We start from the raw sequence: 21,850 nt of genomic DNA, 5'->3' as shown, positions 1-21,850 counted from the left end.
GACGACACAAGCCACCGGGGCGACCATGGGTGCCTCAGGACGCTACAGGGAGGTCGCGCATGCGGTGGCTCACGCTGATGGGAATCCTCGCGATGACGGCGACGGGCTGCGCCACCCCGTCGAACCGGCTGGAGCCGTGGCTGGACTCCTACGCCGTGCGCTACCGCTCCGCGTCTCCGCCCGCCTTTCCGCGCGAGTCGCTCTCCAGCCCCGTGGCCCCCAAGGCCCAGACGGCCGAGCGGAAGGCCGCCCCCGTCAAGCGCACGCCCGCGCGCGCCACCGCCGCCCGCCCCGCGAAGGGCAAGCCCGCCACCGTTCCGGCGAGCACGCGCGTGCGGCCCGCCTCGGCCGATGCGCGCGCGACGGTGCTCGCGTCGGCCCGCTCGCTGGTGGGCAAGCCCCAGGTGACGCTCGACGGGCGCAAGTACCCGGCGGACTGCACGGGACTCATCGAGGGCGTCTACGCCCAGGCGGGCCTGTCCTTCCGAGGGACGCTCAAGCCCGGCGACAACGGCGTCACCGCCCTCTACCGCTACGCCCGCGCGAATGGCCGCGTGTACTCGGAAGGTCGCCCCGCGGCGGGGGACCTGGTCTTCTTCAACGAGACGTATGACCAGAACCGGGACGGCCGCCGCAACGACGGCCTCACGCACGTGGGCATCGTCGACTCCGTGGATGCGCAGGGCACCGTCACCGTCATCCACCGGGTGCGCCGGGGCGTCGTGCGCTACCGGATGAACCTGGCCCGCCCTCACCTGCCCAGGGACCCCAAGACGGGCGCGGTGCTCAACGACCTGCTGCGCCACGCGGGTCCGAACAAGGACCCGGTCCTCACCGGCCAGCTCTTCGCCTCGTTCGGCAGCGTGCTGCCTCCCAGCCCCGCGACGAAGAAGCCCGCCCCCGTCCCCGTCGCCTCGCTGCGGTAGAACGACGAGGCGCCCGGCCCCCAGAGGGACCGAGCGCCAGGACGCACGACGTGCTCGCGACTCAGGACGCGCGAGCGGTGCGGTCCCACGCGGCGCGCTGCGAGTTGCGCAGGAAGCGCCAGAAGCCCACGACGATGGCCAGGTTCATGGTGACGAAATAGTAGGCCACCGAGGCGACTCGCTTCGCCGCGCCGCGCTTCAGCACCCCCACCTTTCCGAGGTAGGCCAGGGCATAGAACAGGCCCTGCCCCAGGAGGGTGAAGCGGTAGAACACGCTGTCGAGCAGGAACAGGTTGGCGATCAGCGCCAGTCCCATCAGCGCGGGCGCGCACCAGCGCAAGAGCTTGTGCGACCAGAACGCGAACGCGGGGAAGCCCGCGGTGGGCAGGAGCAAGCCCGGCACCATGCGGAGGCTCTGGAAGTTGCCCGCGGCGATTCTCGCGCGACGGCCGAACTCCTTGCCGTAGTCCTCCGTCGTCTCCTCATGGGCGACGGCCTCTTCCTCGTAGGCGACCTTGTAGCCTTTCTCGAGGATGCGCAGCGGGATGACGAAGTCGTCGACGATGGTGGACGGCGGCAGCTCCGTGAACAGCGTGCGACGGATGGCGTACAGGCCTCCGTTGGCCCCCACCACCGCGCCCCGGCGCCCCTCGTACATCTTGATGAGGGACTCGTAGCTCCAGTACGCGCTCTCCTCGTAGTCCTGCTTCGTCGGATTGTAGAGGCGCAGCTTGCCGCAGACGGCCCCGACTTCAGGGTCCTCGAAGTGGCGCACGAGCTTCTGGATGGCCTCCGGTTCAATCATCGTGTTCGCGTCCGAGAGGACCACGATGTCGCCCTTCGCCGTTGGAATGCAGCGATTGAGCACCGTCGTCTTGCCCGCGCGCGGCGCCGGCGACAACCGCACCCGCTCATCCTGGCACTGGAGGACCCGCTCGTTCGTTCCATCCGTCGAGCCGTCCGAGCCAATCACCACCTCGAAGCGCTCCGCCGGATACTCGAGCGCGAGGCTGTTCTCCAGCTTCTGCTCGATGCAGGACACCTCGTTGTACGCGGCCACGACGAGGCTCACCGACGGAGCCGGCCCCCGACTGGCCGCCAGGCTCCGACGCGGCGCCCCACCCCGCATCGCCCGGATGTTCTGCGCCACCTGCGCCGCCCCATCCAGCACGAACAGGCTCAATGGGTAGAGAAAGTACGTGTGCGCCAACAGCAGCGCGGCACACCAGAAGAAGACCTCCGCCATCGACCATGCCTCCCAAGACCCAGTCCCCGACTCCGCACGGGTGACCAGCAAGAGGCATGCCCCGCGTACGGGCGCGCGTTCCGCCCGAAGAACCTGGGAAAGGCGAGGATCATCGCCACGGAGGGACTGGACTTTCTCCAGCCTGCCTCGGGACGCGACGGACGTCGTTTCAGGGCTGGAAGCCCGTGGCATCCAACTGTTCGAGCAGCTTGCGCGCCAGCTCGTGGTTCGGATTGAGGGCAATCACTTCGTCCAGGAGTGAACGCGCCGCCTCCGGCTTCTTCTGACGCAGGGCCAGGCGAGCACCCAGGACATGGGCGCGCAGGAGCGTGCCGTCGGCCTGGCGCAATGCCTCCAGCTCGCTCACGGATTGGGCCACGGAGTCCGGAGGAGAACCCGAGCTGAGCACGTACTCGGCCTTGGCCACGGTACTCCAGATTTTCGGGGCGCTCTCCACGTTGCGCAGGCGCTCCGCCAGGGCCAGGGCATCCGGAGCCGCCGTCACTCCGGCGTGCAGGGCCAGCGCCTTCACCCGAGCCGCCAGGGCCGGGGCGGGCTCCACCTCCGGCGCGGCTTCCAGCTCCGAGGCGAGGACGTCTACTTCCTTGCGAAGCGTGTCGACCTCGACCCGCAGCGGGCCGCTGAGTTGAACGACTTCTGCCGTCGATTCCCGCAGCACGTTGACCCGGCTCTCCCAGTCCACCGACTCACGGGTCCGGGTGAGGATCTCGATTTCGCGCTGGAGGTATTCGCTCCGCATTCGAAGTCGCTCGGCCTGTGACTGGAGCTCACCCAGACGCAGGGACAGCGCGCCGACGAGTTCGGCCCGTGCCTCGGTGTACTTGGGATGGACGGTCGTCAGCCCCCGGAGGGTCTTGATGGCCTGGTCCCTGGAGGTCGCGTCATCCCTCCGAAGCAGCGCCGCCGCGCGGTCCTTGTCCGCCACCGCGTCCGCCGGCATGTTCGCGTTGCGATCCCTCCAGGCCGGATAGGCGAGCACTCCCGCGAGGAGCACTCCCGCCGCCACCAGCAACCCGAGCCACAGCCGGGAGGAGCGACTCGACGGGGCCATCCCGGGGAACTCCGAGTCGTCCCTGCCCGCCGCCAGCAACTCGGGAGGAAGCGACACGGGGACCCGGCGCGAGGACGGGGTTCTCGGCTCGGAGGCTCCGAGACTGGCTCCCGCGCCAAAGGTCCCGACACCCGACATGTCCTCGGGCGGCAACCGCACACTCCCGGACGGGGCCCCAGGCCCCAGGGCCGCGCCGTACAGCGTCGTCTTGCGCTCCACCGGCGCCGAAAGCAGGCCCGTGGGCGACGACTCGGAACCGATGGCTCCGTAGCTCTGGGTGCCGCCAGGGGCATCCCCATAGGCGCGAGTCTGGGCCTCACCCGCGAGCGACGGTGCCTCGCCGGGGGCGGAGGGTGTGGACTGAGCGGCCATCGCGCCGAACGTCAGGGTCCGTCCAAGGGACGCAGGGGCCTCGGTCGAGCCCCCCGTCATCGGCGCAATCGAGGGCGGCACGGAGCTTCCCTGGGCCGCGAGACCGAAGACCTGGGTGGACTGCCTCACACCCCCGGCGGAGGAGCCCTGGCCCGAGGGGTCCCCACTCGATGCGTGCGCCGGGCCCGGCACCGCGCCGAAGGTCTGCGTCGTGTTCGGCACGGAGCCGTGCGGGCCCGCATCCGCGCGCACCGGAGGCACCGCGCCGAACGTCTGCGTCGTGTTCGGCACCGCCCCGTGCGGGCCCGAACTCACCGGAGGCGCCGCACCGAAGGTCTGCGTCGTATTGGGCACCGCGCCGTGCGGGCCCGCACTCACCGGAGGCACCGCGCCGAAGGTCTGCGTCGTGTTCGGCACCACCCCGTGGGGGCCCGGATCCGAGCGCACCGGAGGCACCGCGCCGAACGTCTGCGTCGTGTTTGGCACCGCCCCGTGCGGCCCTGCACTCACCGGAGGCACAGCTCCAAACGTCTGCGTCGTGTTCGGCACCGCCCCGTGCGGGCCTGAATCCGAGCGCACGGGAGGCACTACACCGAACGTCTGCGTCGTGTTCGGCACTGTGCCATGCGGGCCTGAATCCGAACGCACCGGAGGCGCTGCACCGAACGTCTGCGTCGTGTTCGGCACTGCGCCGTGCTGCCCCGAACTCACCGGAGGCACCGCGCCAAACGTCTGTGTCGTGTTCGGCACCGCGCCGTGCGGCCCCGAATCCGTGCGCACCGACGGCACCGCGCCAAACGTCTGCGTCGTGTTCGGCACCGCGCCGTGCGGCCCTGCACTCACCGGAGGCACAGCTCCAAACGTCTGCGTCGTGTTCGGCACCGCGCCGTGCGGCCCTGCACTCACCGGAGGCACAGCTCCAAACGTCTGCGTCGTGTTTGGCACCGACCCCTGGGAACCCGCACCCGCGCGCACCGGCGGCACCGCACCAAAAGTCTGCGTCGTGTTCGGCACGGCGCCATGCGGGCCCGAATCCGCGCGCACCGGCGGCACCGCGCCAAACGTCTGCGTCGTGTTCGGCACCGCGCCATGTGCAGCGGCCCCCGCGTCCACAGGAGGAACCGCACCGGACGCGCCCTGATTCTGGCCCGAGCCGAAGATCTGCGTCCTCAGCATGCTCGACGCGGCGGGACTCGAGGCCGAGGCCCACGAGCCGCTCGGTGTGCGTGGCCCCGCGGGGTCCACCGGTGGCGGACGCGGAGCCTCCGCCTGCGGCGAGGCCATGAACACATGGCCACAACGCGTGCACTGGACCGATGCCCCTCCCGGCGGCAGCAGGCGGGGATCAAGGACATACTGCATCGAGCACTGAGGGCAGGCGATCTGCACGTCGCGTGCTTACCACACGGGCCCGGCATCCGGAGTCGGCCCCAACAGGGTGGCCGCCTGGAGGGTCTTCAACCGGGCAGCACCCACCCCGGGAACCTCGTCCACCGCGTCCCAGCTCCTGAAGCCACCCGCCGCCTCACGGGCCTCCACCAGCCCCCGCGCCAGCGACGACCCCACGCCCGGCAAGAGCGCCAGCTCCTCCTCCGTCGCGGCGTTCAGGTCCAACCGCCGCCCCAGCGCCAACGCCGTGGCCCCCGTCGGCACCTCACCCTCGCCACACGTGGCCACGCCATCAGCCCGAAGCCGCACGGACTCTGGAGCACAATCCAGCGCTGGCTCGGAATCCGGCCAGCGCCAGCGAGCCACCGCCCCCAGCCCGATCACTCCCAGCGCGACGACGGCGAGCGCGGCGGTGCGCCCTGCCACCGGCTCAGACCTTCTCGCCCTTGAGCGCGGCCGTCTCCGACACGGTGGCGACACCCTCGGGAGGCAGCGGCTGATCCAACCCGAACGCCGTGTGCAGCGCCCGCACCGCCAGCTCCGTGTACTTGGCGTGGACCACGCACGACACCTTGATCTCCGAGGTGGAGATGATCTGGATGTTGATGCCCTCGGAGGACAGCGCCGTGAACATCCGCGCCGCCACGCCCGAGTGGTTGCGCATGCCCACGCCGACGATGGACACCTTGGCGATGTTCTCGTCCGTCTCGATGCCGGCGGCGTGAATCTCCTTCACCGCCTCGCGCACCACCTCCTGCGCCTTGAGGAAGTCCGACTTGCCCACCGTGAAGGTCAGGTCCGTGCGCCCATCCCGCGACGGGTTCTGGACGATGAGGTCCACCACGATGTGCTTCTCGTCGAGCGGTCCGAAGATCTTCGCGGCGACGCCCGGCACGTCCGGCACGCCACAGACGGTGATCTTCGCCTCGTTCCGGTCATACGCCACGCCGCGGACCAGCACGTCCTCCATGGACTTGTCCTCCTCACACACGAGTGTGCCCGGGTCCTGGGAGAACGACGACTTCACCCAGAGCGGCACCTTGTACTTCATGGCGAATTCGACGGAGCGGATCTGCAACACCTTCGCGCCCACGCTCGCCAGCTCCAGCATCTCCTCGTAGGCGATGCGCTCCAGCTTGCGCGCGGCGGGGACCATGTTCGGGTCCGTGGTGTAGACGCCGTCGACGTCCGTGTAGATTTCACAGGCATCCGCGCTGAGCGCCGCCGCCACCGCCACCGCCGTGGTGTCCGAGCCACCGCGCCCCAACGTCGTGACGCTGCCCTCCTCGTCCACGCCCTGGAAGCCCGCGACCACCACGATGTGCCCCTTGGACAGGGCCGCGCGGATGGGCTGCGCGTCGATGCTCTTGATGCGCGCCTTGGAGAAGGTGCTGTCGGTGACGATGCGCACCTGATGCCCCAGGAAGCTTGTCGCCTTGCCCCCCTGCGCATGGATGGCCATCGCCACCAGTCCGATGGAGACCTGCTCGCCGGTGGCCACCACCACGTCCTGCTCCCGCTCGTCTGGCCGGTCGGTGATCTGCGCCACGAGCTTGAGCAGCCGGTTGGTCTCTCCCGACATCGCGGAGACGACGACCACCACGTCATGACCCGCCGCCTGGGCAGCCAGACAGCGGCGAGCGACATTCTTCATCCGCTCGGTGTCACCCACGGAGGTACCGCCATACTTCTGGACGATCAGCGCCACGGAGTCCGTGACCTCCCTCTTCAGTCGGCGGACCTATACGAGCACCGCTCCCGGGTGTAAAGCCCCGCTGCCGAAGACCCTGAATCCGCCATCCCTTTGGAGCCCCAATGTCGCGCCCCCGCATCCTCATCGACGGAGACACCCTGACGCTGGAGCAGATCCTCCAGGTCGCCCGGAACGAGGTCACAGTGGAGCTGGCCCCCGAGGCCGCCGCCCGCGTCCGCGCCGCCCGCGCGCTCGTGGACCGGGTCGCCGCCGGTGACACGCCTTCCTACGGCATCAACACCGGCTTCGGCACCCTGGCCGAGGTCCGCATCGACAAGAAGGACCTGCGCGACCTCCAGCGCAACCTCATCCTCTCCCACGCCTGCGGCGTCGGCACGCCCATGCCCCTCCACGAGGCCCGCGCGCTGCTGCTCCTGCGCTGCAACGTGCTCGCCAAGGGGTACTCCGGCATCCGCTCGGAGACGCTCGCCCTGGCGCTGGACATGCTGAACCGGGACGTCGTCCCCGTCGTCCCCGAGCGCGGCAGCGTGGGCGCCTCCGGTGACCTGGCGCCGCTGGCCCACCTGGCGCTCGTCTTCATCGGCGAGGGCGAGGCCTTCCACCAGGGACAGCGGCTGCCCGCGCGCAAGGCCCTGGAGCTGGCCGGCCTCCAGCCCGTCATCCTCGAGGCCAAGGAGGGCCTGGCCCTGGTGAATGGCACCCAGGCCATGTGTGCCGTGGGCACCCTCCTCCAGCTTCGCGCCGAGTCCCTCGCGGAGCTGGCCGACGTGGCCGGAGCGATGACGCTGGAAGGCCTGCTCGGCAGCCACAAGCCGTTCATCCCGGAGATTCACGACATCCGAGCCCATCCGGGCCAGAAGGCCTGTGCGGCGAACCTGCGGCGCATCCTGGTCCACAGCGAGCTGGTGGAGACGCACGTCAACTGCAGCAAGGTGCAGGACCCCTACTCGCTGCGCTGCATGCCCCAGGTGCACGGCGCGGCGCGCGAGGGCCTGTCCTTCGCCCGGCGCATCCTCGAGGTGGAGGTCAACAGCGCCACGGACAACCCGCTCGTCTTCACGGAGACGGAGCGCATCGTCTCCGGCGGCAACTTCCACGGCCAGCCCATCTCCCTGGCCATGGACGTGGTGGCCATGGCGCTCACCCAGTTGTCGTCCATCAGCGAGCGGCGCGTGGAGCAGTTGGTGAACCCGTCCCTGTCGGGCCTGCCCGCGTTCCTGGCGAAGAACTCCGGGCTCAACTCGGGCTTCATGATTGCCCAGGTGACGAGCGCGGCGCTGGTGGCCGAGTCGCGAGTGCTCAGCCACCCCGCGTCGGTGGACTCGATTCCGTCGTCGGCGGGCCGCGAGGACCATGTGTCCATGGGCATGACGGCGGCGCTCAAGGGCCGGCAGGTGGGTGAATTCGCCCGCTCGTGTCTGGCCATCGAGCTGCTCGTGGCCGCGCAGGCCCTGGACTTCCGCCTGCCGGGGAAGCCGGGCAAGGGCGCGCTGGCCGCCTACGAGGTCATCCGCTCCAAGGTGCCGCACATGGACCGGGACAGGGAGCTGCACAAGGACATCGAGGCCGTCAGCCAGCTGGTCGACTCCGGCGAGCTGCTCGCGGCCGTGCGCTCCGCCACCGCCTGAGCCACGCATTGCTGAAGCACGACGGCCCGCTTCCGGAGACACTCCGGGGCGGGCCGTCTTCATTCACGCGGGGCGTGCTCAGCCGCAGGTGTAGTTATAGGTGATGACGAACGCCGTCACCCGGCCCCACTGGCCGTAGTTGCTACAATCACAGCTCCGCGTGCCCACCAGCGTCGAGTACGACGCGTCGGAGTAATACTCCCGATCATAGGCAATGCCATTGCAGTTGGGCACCGCGTCCTCGCGCGAGGTGAGGTCCTGGGCCTCGGTGTCTTCCACCGCCGCACCACCGCAGCCAGCCAGCATCAACCCCACCGCAAGCAACGCACCGCTGACGAACCTTCCAGCCTGCATTCGTGCCTCCAGGGACAGTCCATGGTCTGTACGACCTTTCCAGTTTAGCACACTGGGCAGGTTGAGAGAATCTCCCCAGGCATGAGAGGGGATGCCGCATCGAGTCGAGTCCCCTTCAAGTTTCAACGACGCGCGGGACCTCCCCGGCCATGCCGGGTGGGAACGGGGTTCTCGGCATCGCGAAAACACTCTCGGGGATGTCTCCGACAAATACGTTCGGGAAATCACGCACCGAGACGTGCTGCTTGTCGTTGCCGGAAACCATGCGGAGCAGCAGGTTGGTTCCAGCCTGGAGGTAGAGCGTCAGGGGCGCCTTGTGCGGCCTTTCGATGGTCCAGACATCAGCCAACTGGCCCAGCACAGGGTCACATCCGGCATGACGCGCGTTCCCGTCCATCAATACGGCGCGAGGCAGGAACAACTCATGGAACGATGACCTTTCATCCGGCAACAAGGTCTCACAAAGGTGTTCCCCGATGGGGGTCACCTTCTTCCAGTAGACCATCTTCCTCTTGAAGCCCTGGCCGCGCGCGACATCGCCGACCTCCGACATCCAGAGATGCTCCCCCCTCTCCTTCTCGGGCCAGGGATTGAACAGGCCGTCAATCCGGCAGACATCGCGAGCGTAGTTGAACCAGCAGTAGCCAGAAGTCATCTGATCGCCAGGCAGCATGGGCGACCAATAGGAGACATAGGCGCTGCTCCACTGCATTGGCAGGAGCGGCGGAGGGGGATGTGCTTGCATGGCCGAGCTAGTTCATCCTTCCAAGCTTGTACCACACATTCTGCTTCCGTTGGATTCGCTGCAGCTCGTCGTAAGGGACCGAATCGAAATACAGCTTCTCCGCCATGTCCGGCGGATAGAGGCTGGGAAATTTCTGATGCATGTAGCGGGCATACTGGGCCCGCAAGAAGAAGATGAAGCGAGGATTGCTCAGCATCTCGTAGTTCGCGATGGACATGTCCTGCATCGCATCCGCCTGCACCTTCCGCTGGCGGGTGAACTCCGGGAGCACGACCTCAAGGTCATGGGCGTGTTTGTCCAGCAGGGTGGAGAAGACATAGGCATCTTCCAGGGCCATGTTCATGCCTTGCCCCATGAAGGGCGCGGTGGCATGCGCCGCATCGCCCATCAGCACTGCATTCCCACGATAGTGAAAGGTGCTGGAGCGAACATTGACGAGGTCGTTGCTGGGCAGTGTCATGAACTGCTCCAGCATTTCTTGCCGGCGGGCCGGAGGCAGGCCCCCGAAATAGTGGTTGAAGAAGGCGCGCAGGGTGTCTCCATCTTGCGTCGCCAGGCTCAGGGCGCCCGTGTATGGCAGACAAATCGCGAAGCTGATGCTATCGCCGGGGATGGTCGCCGCGCGGCCGGCGAAGGTCCCCTTGGAGTCCATGCCAAAAAAATACAACAGGTCCTTCCGATAGCCCAGTTCCGCGGCATTGGTGAGGACCAGCGTCTTGTAGCCGTGGCGGAAGAAGGTCTGTTTGAATTCGAAGCGCCGCAGGCCGCTCTGCATGGACTGGCGTACCGCGGAATGTGCGCCATCCGCGCCGATGATCAAATCCCCTTGATGGCGCTGGACCCCGCCGTCGTTTTCCTGGACGAGGACTGACTTCTTCTCCAGGTCGACACCCAGGCATCTTGATTCGAAGTGATACTTCACACCGAGAAGGGCGGCGTGCTTGTTCAACAGCCTTTGAAACGCCAACCGATCCAGGGACAGAGGGGAAATCCCCTCGGACGGAGTGAGTTCGCGGATCCTGTACTTTCCGCCAACGGAGAAGGCCATGCCGGCGATGGGTTCGCCGCACCGATTCAACTCTTGTGGCTCAATCCCGGCCCGCAGCACCGCCTTGATGCCCCTGACGTTCATGCTGACGCCGATGGCGCGCGAGCTGGTCATCTCCAGGGCGGAGAAGGTGTTCTGCAGCGGGTCTCTCCGCCTTTCGACGACACGAACGTCGTACCCACGCCGCGCCAGATAAATGGCGGTCAGGCTGCCTGCCAGTCCGCCGCCCACAATGATGGCTTTGTGCATTCAGGCCTCCCTTGGAATGTTCCCCTGGGCCAGATCGGTCAGTTGACGATTGAAGAACTCCAACATTTCTATCGGTGCCACGCCGACAAGGTCCACGCCAATACCGCGGGCCACCTGCGCCAATGTCAGGCATTTCTGAGCCAGCATCTGGCATCCTGAGGCGTAATCGCCGCCGACCTGGCCCTTGACTGGCTCGGGCACTGGCGGTCCGGCATTGCGCCCGGGCAGACCCGACGGCGTATTCATCAAGGTGATCGACAAAGGGCGCAGCAGACCCGTCATGATGTCGATGGAGGCATTCATCAAGCGGGAGCGGCGCAAACTGCCCAGCGGTTTTTGCGCGAAATGATGGGCCATCAGTAGCACCATCAACTCATGACACCCTTGATACAGGCCCATCAGCGACCTGGCATCCTCGTTCACCACCTGGACACAATCGTCACGTGGCTCCAGGGCCGGATTCCTCAATGCCGGTACGGCGGGCTCAAACGGCTTCTTCTGGGCGCTGAATCGGGCGGCCATGCGGCGCAGTCTTTGGAAATGCGAGGACTCGAAGGATGGGGCGTCGACCGCGACACCCTCTCCCTGCTCGGTGACATAGTCGATGGAGAAGATCGCGCTGTCCCGATCAAAGACCTCCAGCTGATACCCCGGGAACAGCTTGTTCGTCAGTTCATTCAAGAAGAGATGATGTTCCCCGCCGCGTTTGCCGGGGCGGGTATCGAACAGGTCAGGCAGCTCACGAATCCCCTGGCGAATCGAGCTGTAGAAATCCGCGATGGACTTTCCTGGCACGGGGATATGTCCAGGCCATTCAAAACGAACGAACCGGGCGAGCACATGCTCCGAGAAGGGCTCGAAGGAGAACTCGGTATCCAGACCAAAATGGAGCCGCGCCTGCGCTCCCACCATGGGGGTGCCCGCATGGAAGGGTTCGCCCAAGGCCATCAGCACATTGTTCACCACCAGATAGTGAATCATCTCTTCATGCGCGATTTCCAGCAACGTACCGCGCACACCACTGTTGCGGCGCCTGTCCTCGGTGCCGCAGGCCAGCTCCAGCTCCGCCATCTGCCAACGGCCCGCCTGAACCTGCTTGAGCCCTTGTTCGTAGTTGGGAATGGAGTAGGCGGAATACAGATACTGAAACAGCAGGGACAGCTCCAGGTCGATCGCTCTCTTCAACTCCTTGACCAGGTGGGCCCTACTGCTGATCGGCTGCGGACCAGGAGGCTCAGGAAGGGAGGTCCTGGAGGCCGCTTCGAGGTGCGTCAGGTATTTCAGGAACAGCTTGGACTTGGGCAGGGAGAGTTCCCTGGTGCTCGGCATGTAGTAGCTTTTGTCCCGGTTGAGCGGATCGCACATCTGCCACATCAGCCGGGAATACGTTTCGCATTTACAGCGGTCCGCCAGGCTGAACACCTTGTTCGACATGAAGGGGTATACCAGCTCGTAATAGCTCATGACGTGCTGATACAAGAATGCATAGTCCACCTGCTCGGCGGGGACCTCATCCAGGTGCCAGTCGTCGGGCAATACCCTGACGCCAATGGACTGGCTGTCTTCTCCGGCGCGCAGCGCAACGCGAGTCGCGCCAGGGCGTTGGCCCGTGAGGGTGACTTGCGCATAGCCAGCCCCCATGGCCGACGAAGTCAGGTGCGCGGTCAGCATGCCGGAGTCTTCAGCCTGCACCGCGAGCGCCGAGTGCGATGCCAGTTCGCCACGGAGGCGGCTTTGCACGGTGATGGTCTCCGGGAAGGCCTGGTCCTTCCGCTTGTTGGGCGCCTCCAGAAACAGGTGGTTGCTGTCGGACTGCACCACCCAATCGGCTTCTCTCCACTGGGCGTGTTCGCTTGTCAGGAGAAGTGAATCCGTGGCGGAGTTCAACAACGGCACATCCAGCACGCCATGATGGCGCCAATAATCGAGGTAGAGTTTTTCAGGGATTCTGGCAACCAGTGCGCCGGACTGATTGAGGAGTGCAAGATCTCCCAGCGGCAATTTTCCGCCCAGGCCATGGGTGGGATGTTGGTCCGAGACAGGTTGGGCGCTTCGAGTCGTGAAAGGGATGGCGGTCGGCATGTTGAGAGACACCCGGTCCGACTGAACCCTCACCACGACCGGTCCCAGGCCGGGCTGGCGTGGCAACAGCAGACGCCCCGCCGGATAGGTTTCCAGCTCATGCCGGCACCACAGGCCCACGGTGCCAATCAGGTCATAAAAGACAGGTGAATCCGCTCCCCGCGGCGTCGACATGTTGAACAAGGCGTACTGGACCGTCAGTCCCTGTACCTCGTCGCCCTCCAGCGCTTGCAGAACGGCCTCCAGGCCGGGGGATGGGGAGGCTTGCGACGTGGGTAGAAACTGGGAGTCGTTTTTTGAAACGGAGAATTGAAACAGCCGCGAGCGGGTGAACTCTTCGGCGAGGAAGTGGTCGTTGCGCTCGACGATATGCCCTGTCCCCACCCAACGAACGGAATGAGCCCGCGGAATGGTCGCCGTGAGCAAAGCCGGGGTGTGAGGCGTGGCGTGCCTGTCGCTCAGCGTCACCTGTCCGGCGTATATCAAGGTGGTGTCGGCCCGGCTGGGGTTGTTGTCCACCCATCGGGCGCGGTTGAACGTCGTGCGAAGGTATTCGTTGTAGTTTCCCCAGAGCGCCAGTTGGGCCCCCACCAGACTGTCGCTGGTGTCGAGGTCCCCTTCCCGCAACTGCACGCCCGTGATCCTGACGTTTTCCCAGGAGAAGTGATTGTTGCCGCCGAAATTGTAGCCGGCTGCCTCGCTGAAGATTCCTCCGGAGTCCGCCCTCCCCTCCGCGTCATACCTGGGAGCCAGTTGTTTCAGGTGCTCATGGAATTCGGAGGGCGGCCGGCGAAGATCAAACGGAGCACCTTCCATGAGGACGGTATTGGTGGCGATGTCGATCTGGCCATGCGTGTTTCGATTCGCGGTTGGAACATTGGCGCGAGCAAAGCCTCGAAAGAACAGCCGAGGAAAATAGAGAATACTCATGGCGCTCGACAAGCGGTGCTGCGAGGGCTTTGTTGATACCGGTTCTCTGAAGCGCTGGTGAGCTGTTCCAGCAAGAGCCGAACTGCTTGATGCGCGCTGAGCAGTCCACCTTCCATCCAGCCGCCATGCGGCGTGTAGGCATCCGAGCAGGCGATGACACCATCGCGATGAACCAGGGCGGTGGGCTGATCCGCCTTGGATTCCAGACAGAACTCCACTCCATGTGGCCAATGCTTGTGAAAATGGTCCTTGATGGGAGGTAGGGGCTTTCCACCGAGGGGGAGAACCTGTTCCAGGCAGGCGCGCACCCTCTTCAAATAGACGTCCTCGCCTTGCTCCAGGCTGTCCTGCCAATACGTCGCATTTTCGCCGTCGGTGTAGAATTGTACGTATTTTTCGCCCTTGAAGTAGATCTTCCTCAAGGGGTTGTTAACCACCAGGACCTTGTCTGTCATCTGACAGTCTCGCCACCAGGCGCTATTGAAGGTCAGAAACCCCTTGAACAATGGCAGGGAGCCATATTGGTAGGGACTCCAGTGGGTGGGAAAGCCGAGATTGAGCGGTGTCATGGCGGAGGGTGGGATGGCCAATATGACGTGCCGCGCCCGATGTATTTGTATGTTGTCCTGATGACTGAAGGCGAGGCCGTATCCATCTCCAGAGCGCGAAACGGAGAGCAGCCGGTGTTCCATCCGAAACTCGACCCGGCCCTCCTGTGCCTGACACTGAAGGCGCGCCAGCAACTGGCCGTAGCCTTCCGGGGCATAGCGCCATTGGTTGCTTGCGTCATCCACCAGGCATTGCGTTTCCGGGTGCTTCTTGATGATGCTGTATGCCATGGACGCGGAGACCATCGGCAGAAGGAGGGCGTCATACCCCATGGCCGTGATGATCCTCCTGGCCTCCCCTTCCCCCAGGTAGTGGCTGACGAATTCCAGGAATGAGGCCTGGGGGTGTTCATCCAGCATGGGGAGCAGGCCGAGCAAGGTCGTCCTCAGCGTCCCCTGCATGTCGTCTTGAAATATGGCCTGAGTGAATGGGTAGGTCTCATGTTGATGTTGGAAACAGTGCATGAGCGCCTGGAAGCGTGGATGCAGCTGCGGCGAGTAGCGAGCGGCGCCCAGTTCGGTGATTTCCCCACCGTCCAGCTTTCTTGACTGGATGCGGCCTCCCACGCGGGCATTCAAATCAAACACTCTGACGCGCAGACGGTTGCTCAGGGGGGAAGTCGCCAATCCGGTGGCGCAGGTCAGCCCTCCGATTCCGGCACCAACAATGCAGACATCTGAATAATGTGTCATCTCAAGGTTCTGGACAGAAGAGGGACCGCTGGGGCGGATCCTCATCGTGCTGAGCAAGAAGCATGGCTCAACCCTCGGAATCCAGCCGACGAAGATTTGATGGTCCCTGGAGTAAGTCATGCTCGCCGGCTGGATACAATCGACCAGGCAGTACTAGGAGAATGTTGATAAACGCCGCCCCAATAGTTAACGGGCTTTGCCAATCACTCTCGACTGCTCAGGAAGCGGAAATGCGACGGCCCGCCCTGGAGACATTCCGGGGCGGGCCGTTTTCTATTCACGACGACGTCTGCTCACTCAGACCTCGGGCGGGTACTCCTTGGGGCACAGATCCGTGGCGGAGGAGTAGCTCGACGTCTGTCCCCATCGCGTCCAGCGACCACAACCGCAGCCCATGTATCCCACCATCGCCGTGTGCGCCGCGTTGGAGTAGTAGATGGTCCCCGCCGTGGAGCCCGTACAATCGGGAACCAGGGCCTCACGCGAAGTGAGGTCTGGTGCCTCGGTGTCTTCCACCGTGGGGCCACCACAACCAGCCAGCATCAATCCCACCGCAAGCAACGCACCGCTGACGTACTTTCCAGCCTGCATTCGTGCCTCCAGGGACAGCCTATGGGTTGTACGGCCTTCCCAGACTAACACACGTGGAGTGATTCCCCATCCCGCCGCCCCGCAAGGGAATGCGCCAGGGGCTCAGAAGCGAGGCAGTCCGCTGTCGTCCCGGTATGACAAGGAATAGACGGAGGCCCCCATCTGGGCCATGCCCGCGGGGGCGTCCAGCGGGGCCACCCGAACCTCCACGAACACCAGCCGTCCGTCGCGCTGGGCACGCACCGCTTCGGCCAATACGGGCGCCACCTGCTCCGGCTTCTCGATGAGCAAGGTCAAGGACTGACCTGGAGCCCCCAGCGCATCACAGACGGCCGGGTAGTTCCACTTCGGGATGTCATTGTAGACGGACTCCGGACCGACGATGAGGCGCTCGATGGTGTAGCCCGCGTTGTTGATGAGGAAGACGAGGGGCTTGAGCTTCAAATGCAGCAACGTGGAGAGCTCCTGGGCCGTCATGATGAAGGAGCCGTCGCCGATGAAGAGCAGGTGGCGCCGTTCCGGGGCCGCCGCCAGGCTGGTGCCCAGCAACGCCGGCAGCGTGTAGCCGATGGAGCACCACAGCGGCTGGGCCACCCAGCTCACGCCTCGGGGAAGCTGCGTGGATGAAAAGCCCACCATGGGGCTGCCCGCCTCGACGACGAGGACATCCTCCGGCTCCAGCAACCCCGCGAGCGCGGGCCAGAGCTGCGCGTGGGTCAGCGGCGTCCCGGTCTTGGGGATGGGCACTGGCGCCCGGGCTGCCGCCGTGGCTCGCAGCCGGGCCGAGCGGGGAACAAAGTCCTGGGCCCCCCGAGCGCCCAGCGACTCCGTCAACGCCTCCAGCACCTCGCTCAACACCAATCCGCTGTACAGGGACGGTGGCACACCCTGCGTCCCCTGCCCCAGCGCGGCGCTGAAGAGCTGGAGATCCACCAGCCGGGCGGACTCCAGGCGATGAGAGAAGGAGTGCGTGTTGAGGTCCGTGAAGCGCGTGCCCAGGCCCACCACGCAGTCCGCGCCGTCCACCCAGTCCCGCACGTATGCATCGGACAGGCGCCCGCCATAGAAGCCGAGGAACGCCGGATGCTCCTCGTCGACCAGGCCCCGCGCTGAGCTGAGCAACGCGATAGGAAGTCGGCCGGCCTCCGCCATCGCGAGCACCTTCGGCGCGAGGCCGAAGCGCTGGATATCGCTGTCCACCAGCAGCGCGCACCGCCGGGCCCCCCTCAACCTTGGCACCAGCTTTTCGAGGAGCAGCCGAAGACTGTCGGGGTCGCTCCGTGGAGCCTCCTGCACCAGCGGCGCCTCGGGAGCTGGGACGTGCTGGAAGGTCACGTCGGAGGGGAGCTGGAGATACACGGGCCGCCGCTCCCGAAGACACGTGCGCAGCACCCGGTCGATCTCCTGGGGTGCATTCGCCTGTGTCAGCACCGCATGCGCCACGGTGAAGGGCGCCACGCTCGCCAGCGTGTTGCCGAAGTCTCCATCCCCCAGGCTGTGGTGGATCACGGAGCGCTTCTGGAGATGGGACAGCGGAGGGGCTCCGGTGATGGCCACCACGGGCACTCGCTCGGCATACGCGCCGGCGATGCCGTTGATGGTGCTCAGCTCCCCCACGCCGTAGGCCGTCAGCAGCGCGGCGACCCCTCGCATGCGGGCATACCCGTCCGCGGCGTAGGCGGCATTGAGTTCGTTGCAGCACCCGACCCACCGCAGCCCCGGATGCTTGAGCAACTGCTCGAGCACGCCCAGGTTGAAGTCTCCCGGGACGCCGAAGACATGGTGGATGCCCAGCTCCTGCAAGCGGGCCAGCAGATAATCTCCGACGGAGACGGACACTTCTCGCGACTTCATGATGGGATGGCTCACGGCGATTCCTCCCCGCACAAGGGACTCGCTCGGGCATCTCCAGATACCCAAGGTCACCGTGAAAGGATTTGCACCGCGAGCCTCACAACTCAATCCATGAAAACCCTACCCTCCCCTGCCCGTCGGCTTCCCGTCAGTCCAAGCGGCGGATACTGAAACAGAGAATGTTTGCACAAGGATTGAGCCACCTCGGGGCACACAGACACTCCCCGCAGAAGGACCTCCTGCGGGGACGTCTCAATCAACCGTGCGGGCGTGTCAGGGATAACGGGGGACGTTTGGCTCGGGCTCCGGGAGCGGAATGAATTCCGTCTCACCCGGGACCTGGCCGATGCGCCCCGCGAGCCAGTCTTCCTTGGCCTGCTCGATGCGCTCCTTCGAGCTGGAGACGAAGTTCCACCAGATGTGACGCGGCCCATCCATGGGCTCGCCGCCAAAGAGCAACAAGCGCGAGCGCGTGGCCCCGCCGCCCCGGGCGACGACGTCCGCGCCCGGACGCAGCACCAGGAGCTGACCGGGACCGAAGCTCTCGCCGCCGACCTCCACCTGCCCCTCCGCGATGAACAGGCCCCGCTCCTCATGCACTGAAGGCACGGGAAGCCGGGTGCCCACGTCGAGCGTCACGTCCGCGTAGAACAGCTCTGACTGCGTCTTCGCCGGAGAACGCTCGCCGAACAGCTCGCCTGCGATGAGCCTCAGCTCCAGGCCGTGGTCCTGGATGACCGGAAGCGCCTCCACCGGCGTGTGTACGAAGGACGGCGCGTCCTCCTCGTCCTTGCCGGGCAGCGCCACCCAGAACTGGATGCCGAACAGCCGGTTCGCCTTCACGCGCGCCTCCGGCGGCGTGCGCTCCGAGTGGACGATGCCGCGTCCCGCCACCATCCAGTTCACCGCGCCGGGCCGGATGGTCTGCACCACGCCCAGCGAGTCCCGGTGCAGGACCTCGCCGTCGAACAGATACGTCACCGTGGCCAGGCCAATGTGCGGATGGGGCCGCACGTCGAGCCCCTTGCCCGCCTGGAGCACCGAGGGCCCCATCTGGTCCAGGAAGATGAACGGGCCCACCATCCGCCGCCGCGACGACGGCAGCGCCCGGCGCACCTCGAAGCCATCCCCCAGGTCCCGCGTGCGCGGAACGATGACGGTCTCCAGCGCGGAGCCAGGCTCCGCGTCGACATAGGGTTCCTCGGGCATCTTCCAGGCCATCGGCTCACACTCCTGTAAAAATTCGCTCCGTCCGGACATGCCATGGGTAGGTCCGGACACTCCAGACCCATGAGACTGCGTCACCGTCACGGGCATTTCCACGAAAGCGAATGCCAGTATTTACGGCTCACACCGTATCCACGGAAGATTCCGCATTCCCTTCCAACCGTCACTCCCTCGACGGAGGGAGGGAAGAGTCCCTCTCCCCTGGAGGATGATGTGAAACCCCGGTGCACTGCCGTTCGAGCTGGTTCGCTGAGAAGCGTTGTCTTGACGTTGCTGCTGGCGGGAGTCTTTTCAAGCCGAGAAGCCGTGGCGGCGCCCTTCACGCTCTTCGAAAGCGGACAGGTGCGGCCCCTGGCCCTCTCCCCTGACGGCAGGCTGCTGTTCGCCGTCAACACGCCGGACAACCGCCTGGAGATCTTCCGCGTCGGCAACAGTGGCCTCAGCCACCGGGGCTCGGTGCCGGTGGGCCTGGAGCCCGTGGCCGTCGCCGCGAGGACGAACGACGAGGTCTGGGTCGTCAACCACCTGTCTGACAGCGTCAGCATCGTCCGCGTGGACGGTGAGGGAAACAGCGGCATCGTGACGCGCACGCTGCTCGTGGGTGACGAGCCTCGCGACCTGGTCTTCGCGGGCCCGGGCCGGCGGCGCGCGTTCATCACCGCGGCGCATCGCGGACAGAACGCGCCGTTCGACCCCCAGCTCACCACGCCGGGCGTGGGCCGGGCCGACGTCTGGGTCTTCGACTCGGACCACCTGGGCAGCTCGCTGGGCGGCACGCCGCTCACCATCCTGTCGCTGTTCGCCGACACGCCCCGGGCCCTGGCGACGACGCCCGACGGCTCGCGGGTGTACGCGGCGGCCTTCCACTCCGGCAATCGCACCACGGTGCTGCATGAGGCGGCCATTCCCAACGGTGGAGAGGCCGCGGGCGGCGTTCCGAGCCCCAACACCAACTTCGCGGGTGTCCCCGCCCCGGAGGTCTCCGTCATCGTCAAGTACAACGGGCAGGACTGGGTGGACGTGGTGAACCGCTCGTGGACGCCGCAGGTGCGCCTGTCCCTGCCGGACAAGGACGTCTTCGCCATCGACGCCACCTCCAACCCGCCCGCGCCGCTCACCGGCAGCGGGAGCGTCTACGCCGGCGTGGGCACCATCCTGTTCAACATGGTGGTCAACCCCGCCAACGGGAAGGTGTACGTCAGCAACACCGAGGCCCGGAATGACCTGCGCTTCGAGGGGCCCGGCACCTTCGCCAACACCACGCTGCGCGGCCACATCCACGAGAGCCGCATCACCGTGCTCGGCCCCACCAGCGTCACGCCGCGCCACCTCAACAAGCACATCAACTACGGCACCTGCTGCGCGCCCACGCCCAATCCGGAGAGCGAGAAGAGCCTCGCGCAGCCGCTGGGCATGGCGGTGACCTCCGACGGCGCCACGCTGTTCGTCACGGCCTTCGGCTCCTCGAAGCTGGGCATCTACTCCACCGCGGCGCTGGAGGCGGACACCTTCGTGCCGAACGCCGCGAACCAGATTCAGCTCACCGGCGGCGGCCCCACGGGGCTGGTGCTGGACGAGGCGCGGCGGCGGCTCTACGTGCTCACCCGCTTCGACAACGCCATCTCCGTCATCAACACGACGACTCGCCAGGAGATCGCCCACCTGCCCATGTACAACCCGGAGCCCTCGAGTGTGGTGGAGGGCCGTCCGTTCCTCTACGACGCCCGGAACAGCTCCAGCCACGGCGACTCCTCGTGCGCCAGCTGCCACATCTTCGGCGACTTCGACAGCCTGGCCTGGGACCTGGGCAACCCGGACGGCGCGGTGAAGAACAACCCCAGCCCCGTCGTCCCCATCATGCCCGAGTTCGGCAGCGATCCGACGTTCGGTCAGAGCACGGCCTTCCACCCGCTGAAGGGCCCGATGACGACGCAGAGCCTCCGAGGCATGGCCAACCACGGCCCCATGCACTGGCGAGGAGACCGCAACGGCGGAGACAGCGCGGCGAACGCCCAGCCCAACAACGGCTCCTTCAATGAGTCGGAGGCCTTCAAGCAGTTCAACCCGGCCTTCATGGACCTGTTGGGCCGCAACGCCCAGCTCACGCCGCAGCAGCTCCAGAAGTTCACCGACTTCGCGCTCCAGGTCGTCTATCCGCCCAACCCCATCCGCAAGCTGGACAACTCCCTCACGTCCACGCAGCAGGCGGGCCGGGACTTCTTCCTGAACACGACGACGTTCTTCCACGGGCCCTGCGGCTCGTGCCACACGCTCGACCCCAACGCGAACCCTGGCGAAGGTGTCTTCAAGGGCTTCTTTGGCACGGACGGTCGGTCGTCGTTCGATGTGGTGCCGCAGTTTCCCAAGGTGCCGCACCTGCGCAACGCGTACCAGAAGGTCGGAATGTTCGGCGCGCCCTTCGCCACGGGCAATCTGCCCGTGGACCCCTTCATGGGAGACCAGGTGCGCGGCTTCGGCTTCAACAGCGACGGCACCGTTCCCACCCTCTTCACGTTCAACAGCGGCTTCGACTTCCACCCCATCTTCAACTCGGTGGGCATCCCGAACACGCCGGAGGGCGTCGCGGCGAAGAAGAACATGGAGCAGTTCATCTTCGTGTTCGACACGAACCTGGCGCCCATCGTCGGCCAGCAGGTGACGCTGACGGCAGCCCAGGCCGCCGTGGTGGGGCCGCGCATCAACCTGCTGGTGGCGCGAGCGAACGCGGGCGAGTGCGACCTGGTCGCCAAGGGCCGGGTGGGCCCGCACGATGCGGGCTTCCTCTACGTGGGAGGAGGTCAGTTCATCGTCGACCGACAGGGTCTGCCAGGAGTGTCGGATGCGAACCTTCGCGCCGCCACCACGGCGAGCAACGGCGTGCTGACGTACACGTGCGTGCCTCCGGGCTCGGGAACGCGCATCGGCATCGACCGGGACCTCGACGGCTTCCGCGATGGCGACGAGCGCTCCGCTGGCACGAACCCGGCGGACCCGACGAGTCACCCGTAATAAACTGAAACACAACTCAACGGGATCCGCCTCATCAGGGCGGGGAGGACCAGCCAATCTTGCGCATGTCTCGGCAAGCCTCCTAGATATGACTCACGCGTTCCGCCCCGTCT

15 protein-coding genes and 1 pseudogene are annotated in these 21,850 nt (G+C 66.0%); 3 read left to right on the top strand and 13 right to left on the bottom strand.

Annotation, left to right across the window (positions count from 1 at the left end; genetic code table 11):
* Positions 1-59 precede the first annotated feature (59 nt).
* Positions 60-926: a CHAP domain-containing protein gene (locus HUA75_RS41595; RefSeq protein WP_174489583.1), complete on the top strand. Its 867-nt coding sequence runs from the start codon at positions 60-62 to the stop codon at positions 924-926.
* Between the two features lie 61 nt (positions 927-987).
* Here the strand turns inward: HUA75_RS41595 and HUA75_RS41590 are convergent, their stop codons facing one another.
* From HUA75_RS41590 to HUA75_RS41575, 5 genes and pseudogenes are all read right to left on the bottom strand, one after another.
* Positions 988-2,172, bottom strand: a complete 1,185-nt coding sequence (locus HUA75_RS41590) for a glycosyltransferase family 2 protein (protein ID WP_174455291.1) — start codon at positions 2,170-2,172, stop codon at positions 988-990.
* 169 nt (positions 2,173-2,341) lie between these two features.
* Positions 2,342-4,900 (bottom strand): hypothetical protein, encoded by a 2,559-nt coding sequence (locus HUA75_RS41585; RefSeq protein WP_254628043.1) that lies wholly within the window; start codon positions 4,898-4,900, stop codon positions 2,342-2,344.
* A gap of 6 nt (positions 4,901-4,906) precedes the next feature.
* Positions 4,907-5,005: pseudogene (locus HUA75_RS48120) on the bottom strand (zinc-ribbon domain-containing protein); the annotation flags it as partial.
* A 9-nt stretch (positions 5,006-5,014) separates the two neighbouring features.
* On the bottom strand, positions 5,015-5,431 hold the full coding sequence (locus HUA75_RS41580) for a helix-hairpin-helix domain-containing protein (protein WP_141641282.1): 417 nt from the start codon (positions 5,429-5,431) through the stop codon (positions 5,015-5,017).
* A gap of 4 nt (positions 5,432-5,435) precedes the next feature.
* The gene (locus HUA75_RS41575; protein WP_174455288.1) at positions 5,436-6,713 is read right to left on the bottom strand and encodes an aspartate kinase; all 1,278 of its coding nucleotides are present in this window, start codon (positions 6,711-6,713) and stop codon (positions 5,436-5,438) included.
* A gap of 107 nt (positions 6,714-6,820) precedes the next feature.
* Here HUA75_RS41575 and hutH point away from each other — a divergent pair, with 107 nt between their 5' ends.
* A complete protein-coding gene (hutH, locus tag HUA75_RS41570) occupies positions 6,821-8,347 on the top strand; it encodes a histidine ammonia-lyase (RefSeq protein WP_174489581.1) in 1,527 nt (508 codons plus the stop codon).
* Positions 8,348-8,425: 78 nt separating this feature from the next.
* Here the strand turns inward: hutH and HUA75_RS41565 are convergent, their stop codons facing one another.
* The 8 genes from HUA75_RS41565 to HUA75_RS41530 all read right to left on the bottom strand — a co-directional run bounded on the left by HUA75_RS41565 (position 8,426) and on the right by HUA75_RS41530 (position 18,722).
* On the bottom strand, positions 8,426-8,701 hold the full coding sequence (locus HUA75_RS41565; protein ID WP_141641279.1) for a hypothetical protein: 276 nt from the start codon (positions 8,699-8,701) through the stop codon (positions 8,426-8,428).
* Positions 8,702-8,816: 115 nt separating this feature from the next.
* Positions 8,817-9,446, bottom strand: coding sequence for a violacein biosynthesis enzyme VioE (gene vioE, locus HUA75_RS41560; protein ID WP_174489580.1), 630 nt, complete (start codon positions 9,444-9,446; stop codon positions 8,817-8,819).
* A 7-nt stretch (positions 9,447-9,453) separates the two neighbouring features.
* The gene (locus tag HUA75_RS41555) at positions 9,454-10,743 is read right to left on the bottom strand and encodes an NAD(P)/FAD-dependent oxidoreductase (protein WP_174489579.1); all 1,290 of its coding nucleotides are present in this window, start codon (positions 10,741-10,743) and stop codon (positions 9,454-9,456) included.
* Positions 10,744-13,755 carry an iminophenyl-pyruvate dimer synthase VioB gene (vioB, locus tag HUA75_RS41550; RefSeq protein WP_174489578.1) on the bottom strand — a complete coding sequence of 1,004 codons (3,012 nt, stop codon included), beginning with the start codon at positions 13,753-13,755 and terminating at the stop codon, positions 10,744-10,746. It lies immediately after the preceding gene.
* Positions 13,752-15,113 carry an FAD-dependent oxidoreductase gene (locus HUA75_RS41545; RefSeq protein ID WP_254628042.1) on the bottom strand — a complete coding sequence of 454 codons (1,362 nt, stop codon included), beginning with the start codon at positions 15,111-15,113 and terminating at the stop codon, positions 13,752-13,754. Before HUA75_RS41545 ends, vioB begins: the two co-directional genes overlap by 4 nt.
* A 240-nt stretch (positions 15,114-15,353) precedes the next feature.
* Positions 15,354-15,647 carry a hypothetical protein gene (locus tag HUA75_RS41540; protein ID WP_174489577.1) on the bottom strand — a complete coding sequence of 98 codons (294 nt, stop codon included), beginning with the start codon at positions 15,645-15,647 and terminating at the stop codon, positions 15,354-15,356.
* A 102-nt stretch (positions 15,648-15,749) separates the two neighbouring features.
* Complete coding sequence (locus HUA75_RS41535) at positions 15,750-17,516, bottom strand: thiamine pyrophosphate-binding protein (protein ID WP_174489576.1); 1,767 nt, start codon at positions 17,514-17,516, stop codon at positions 15,750-15,752.
* A gap of 258 nt (positions 17,517-17,774) precedes the next feature.
* The gene (locus HUA75_RS41530; protein WP_254628041.1) at positions 17,775-18,722 is read right to left on the bottom strand and encodes a pirin family protein; all 948 of its coding nucleotides are present in this window, start codon (positions 18,720-18,722) and stop codon (positions 17,775-17,777) included.
* A 69-nt stretch (positions 18,723-18,791) separates the two neighbouring features.
* Here HUA75_RS41530 and HUA75_RS41525 point away from each other — a divergent pair, with 69 nt between their 5' ends.
* The gene (locus tag HUA75_RS41525) at positions 18,792-21,737 is read left to right on the top strand and encodes a hypothetical protein (RefSeq protein ID WP_254628040.1); all 2,946 of its coding nucleotides are present in this window, start codon (positions 18,792-18,794) and stop codon (positions 21,735-21,737) included.
* Positions 21,738-21,850 lie beyond the last annotated feature (113 nt).

The organism is Myxococcus sp. CA040A (genome assembly GCF_013336725.1).
Lineage (GTDB): Bacteria > Myxococcota > Myxococcia > Myxococcales > Myxococcaceae > Myxococcus > Myxococcus llanfairpwllgwyngyllgogerychwyrndrobwllllantysiliogogogochensis.
The sequence above is the reverse complement of the archived record's forward strand: the minus strand, read 5'-3'. Positions and strand labels throughout refer to the sequence as shown.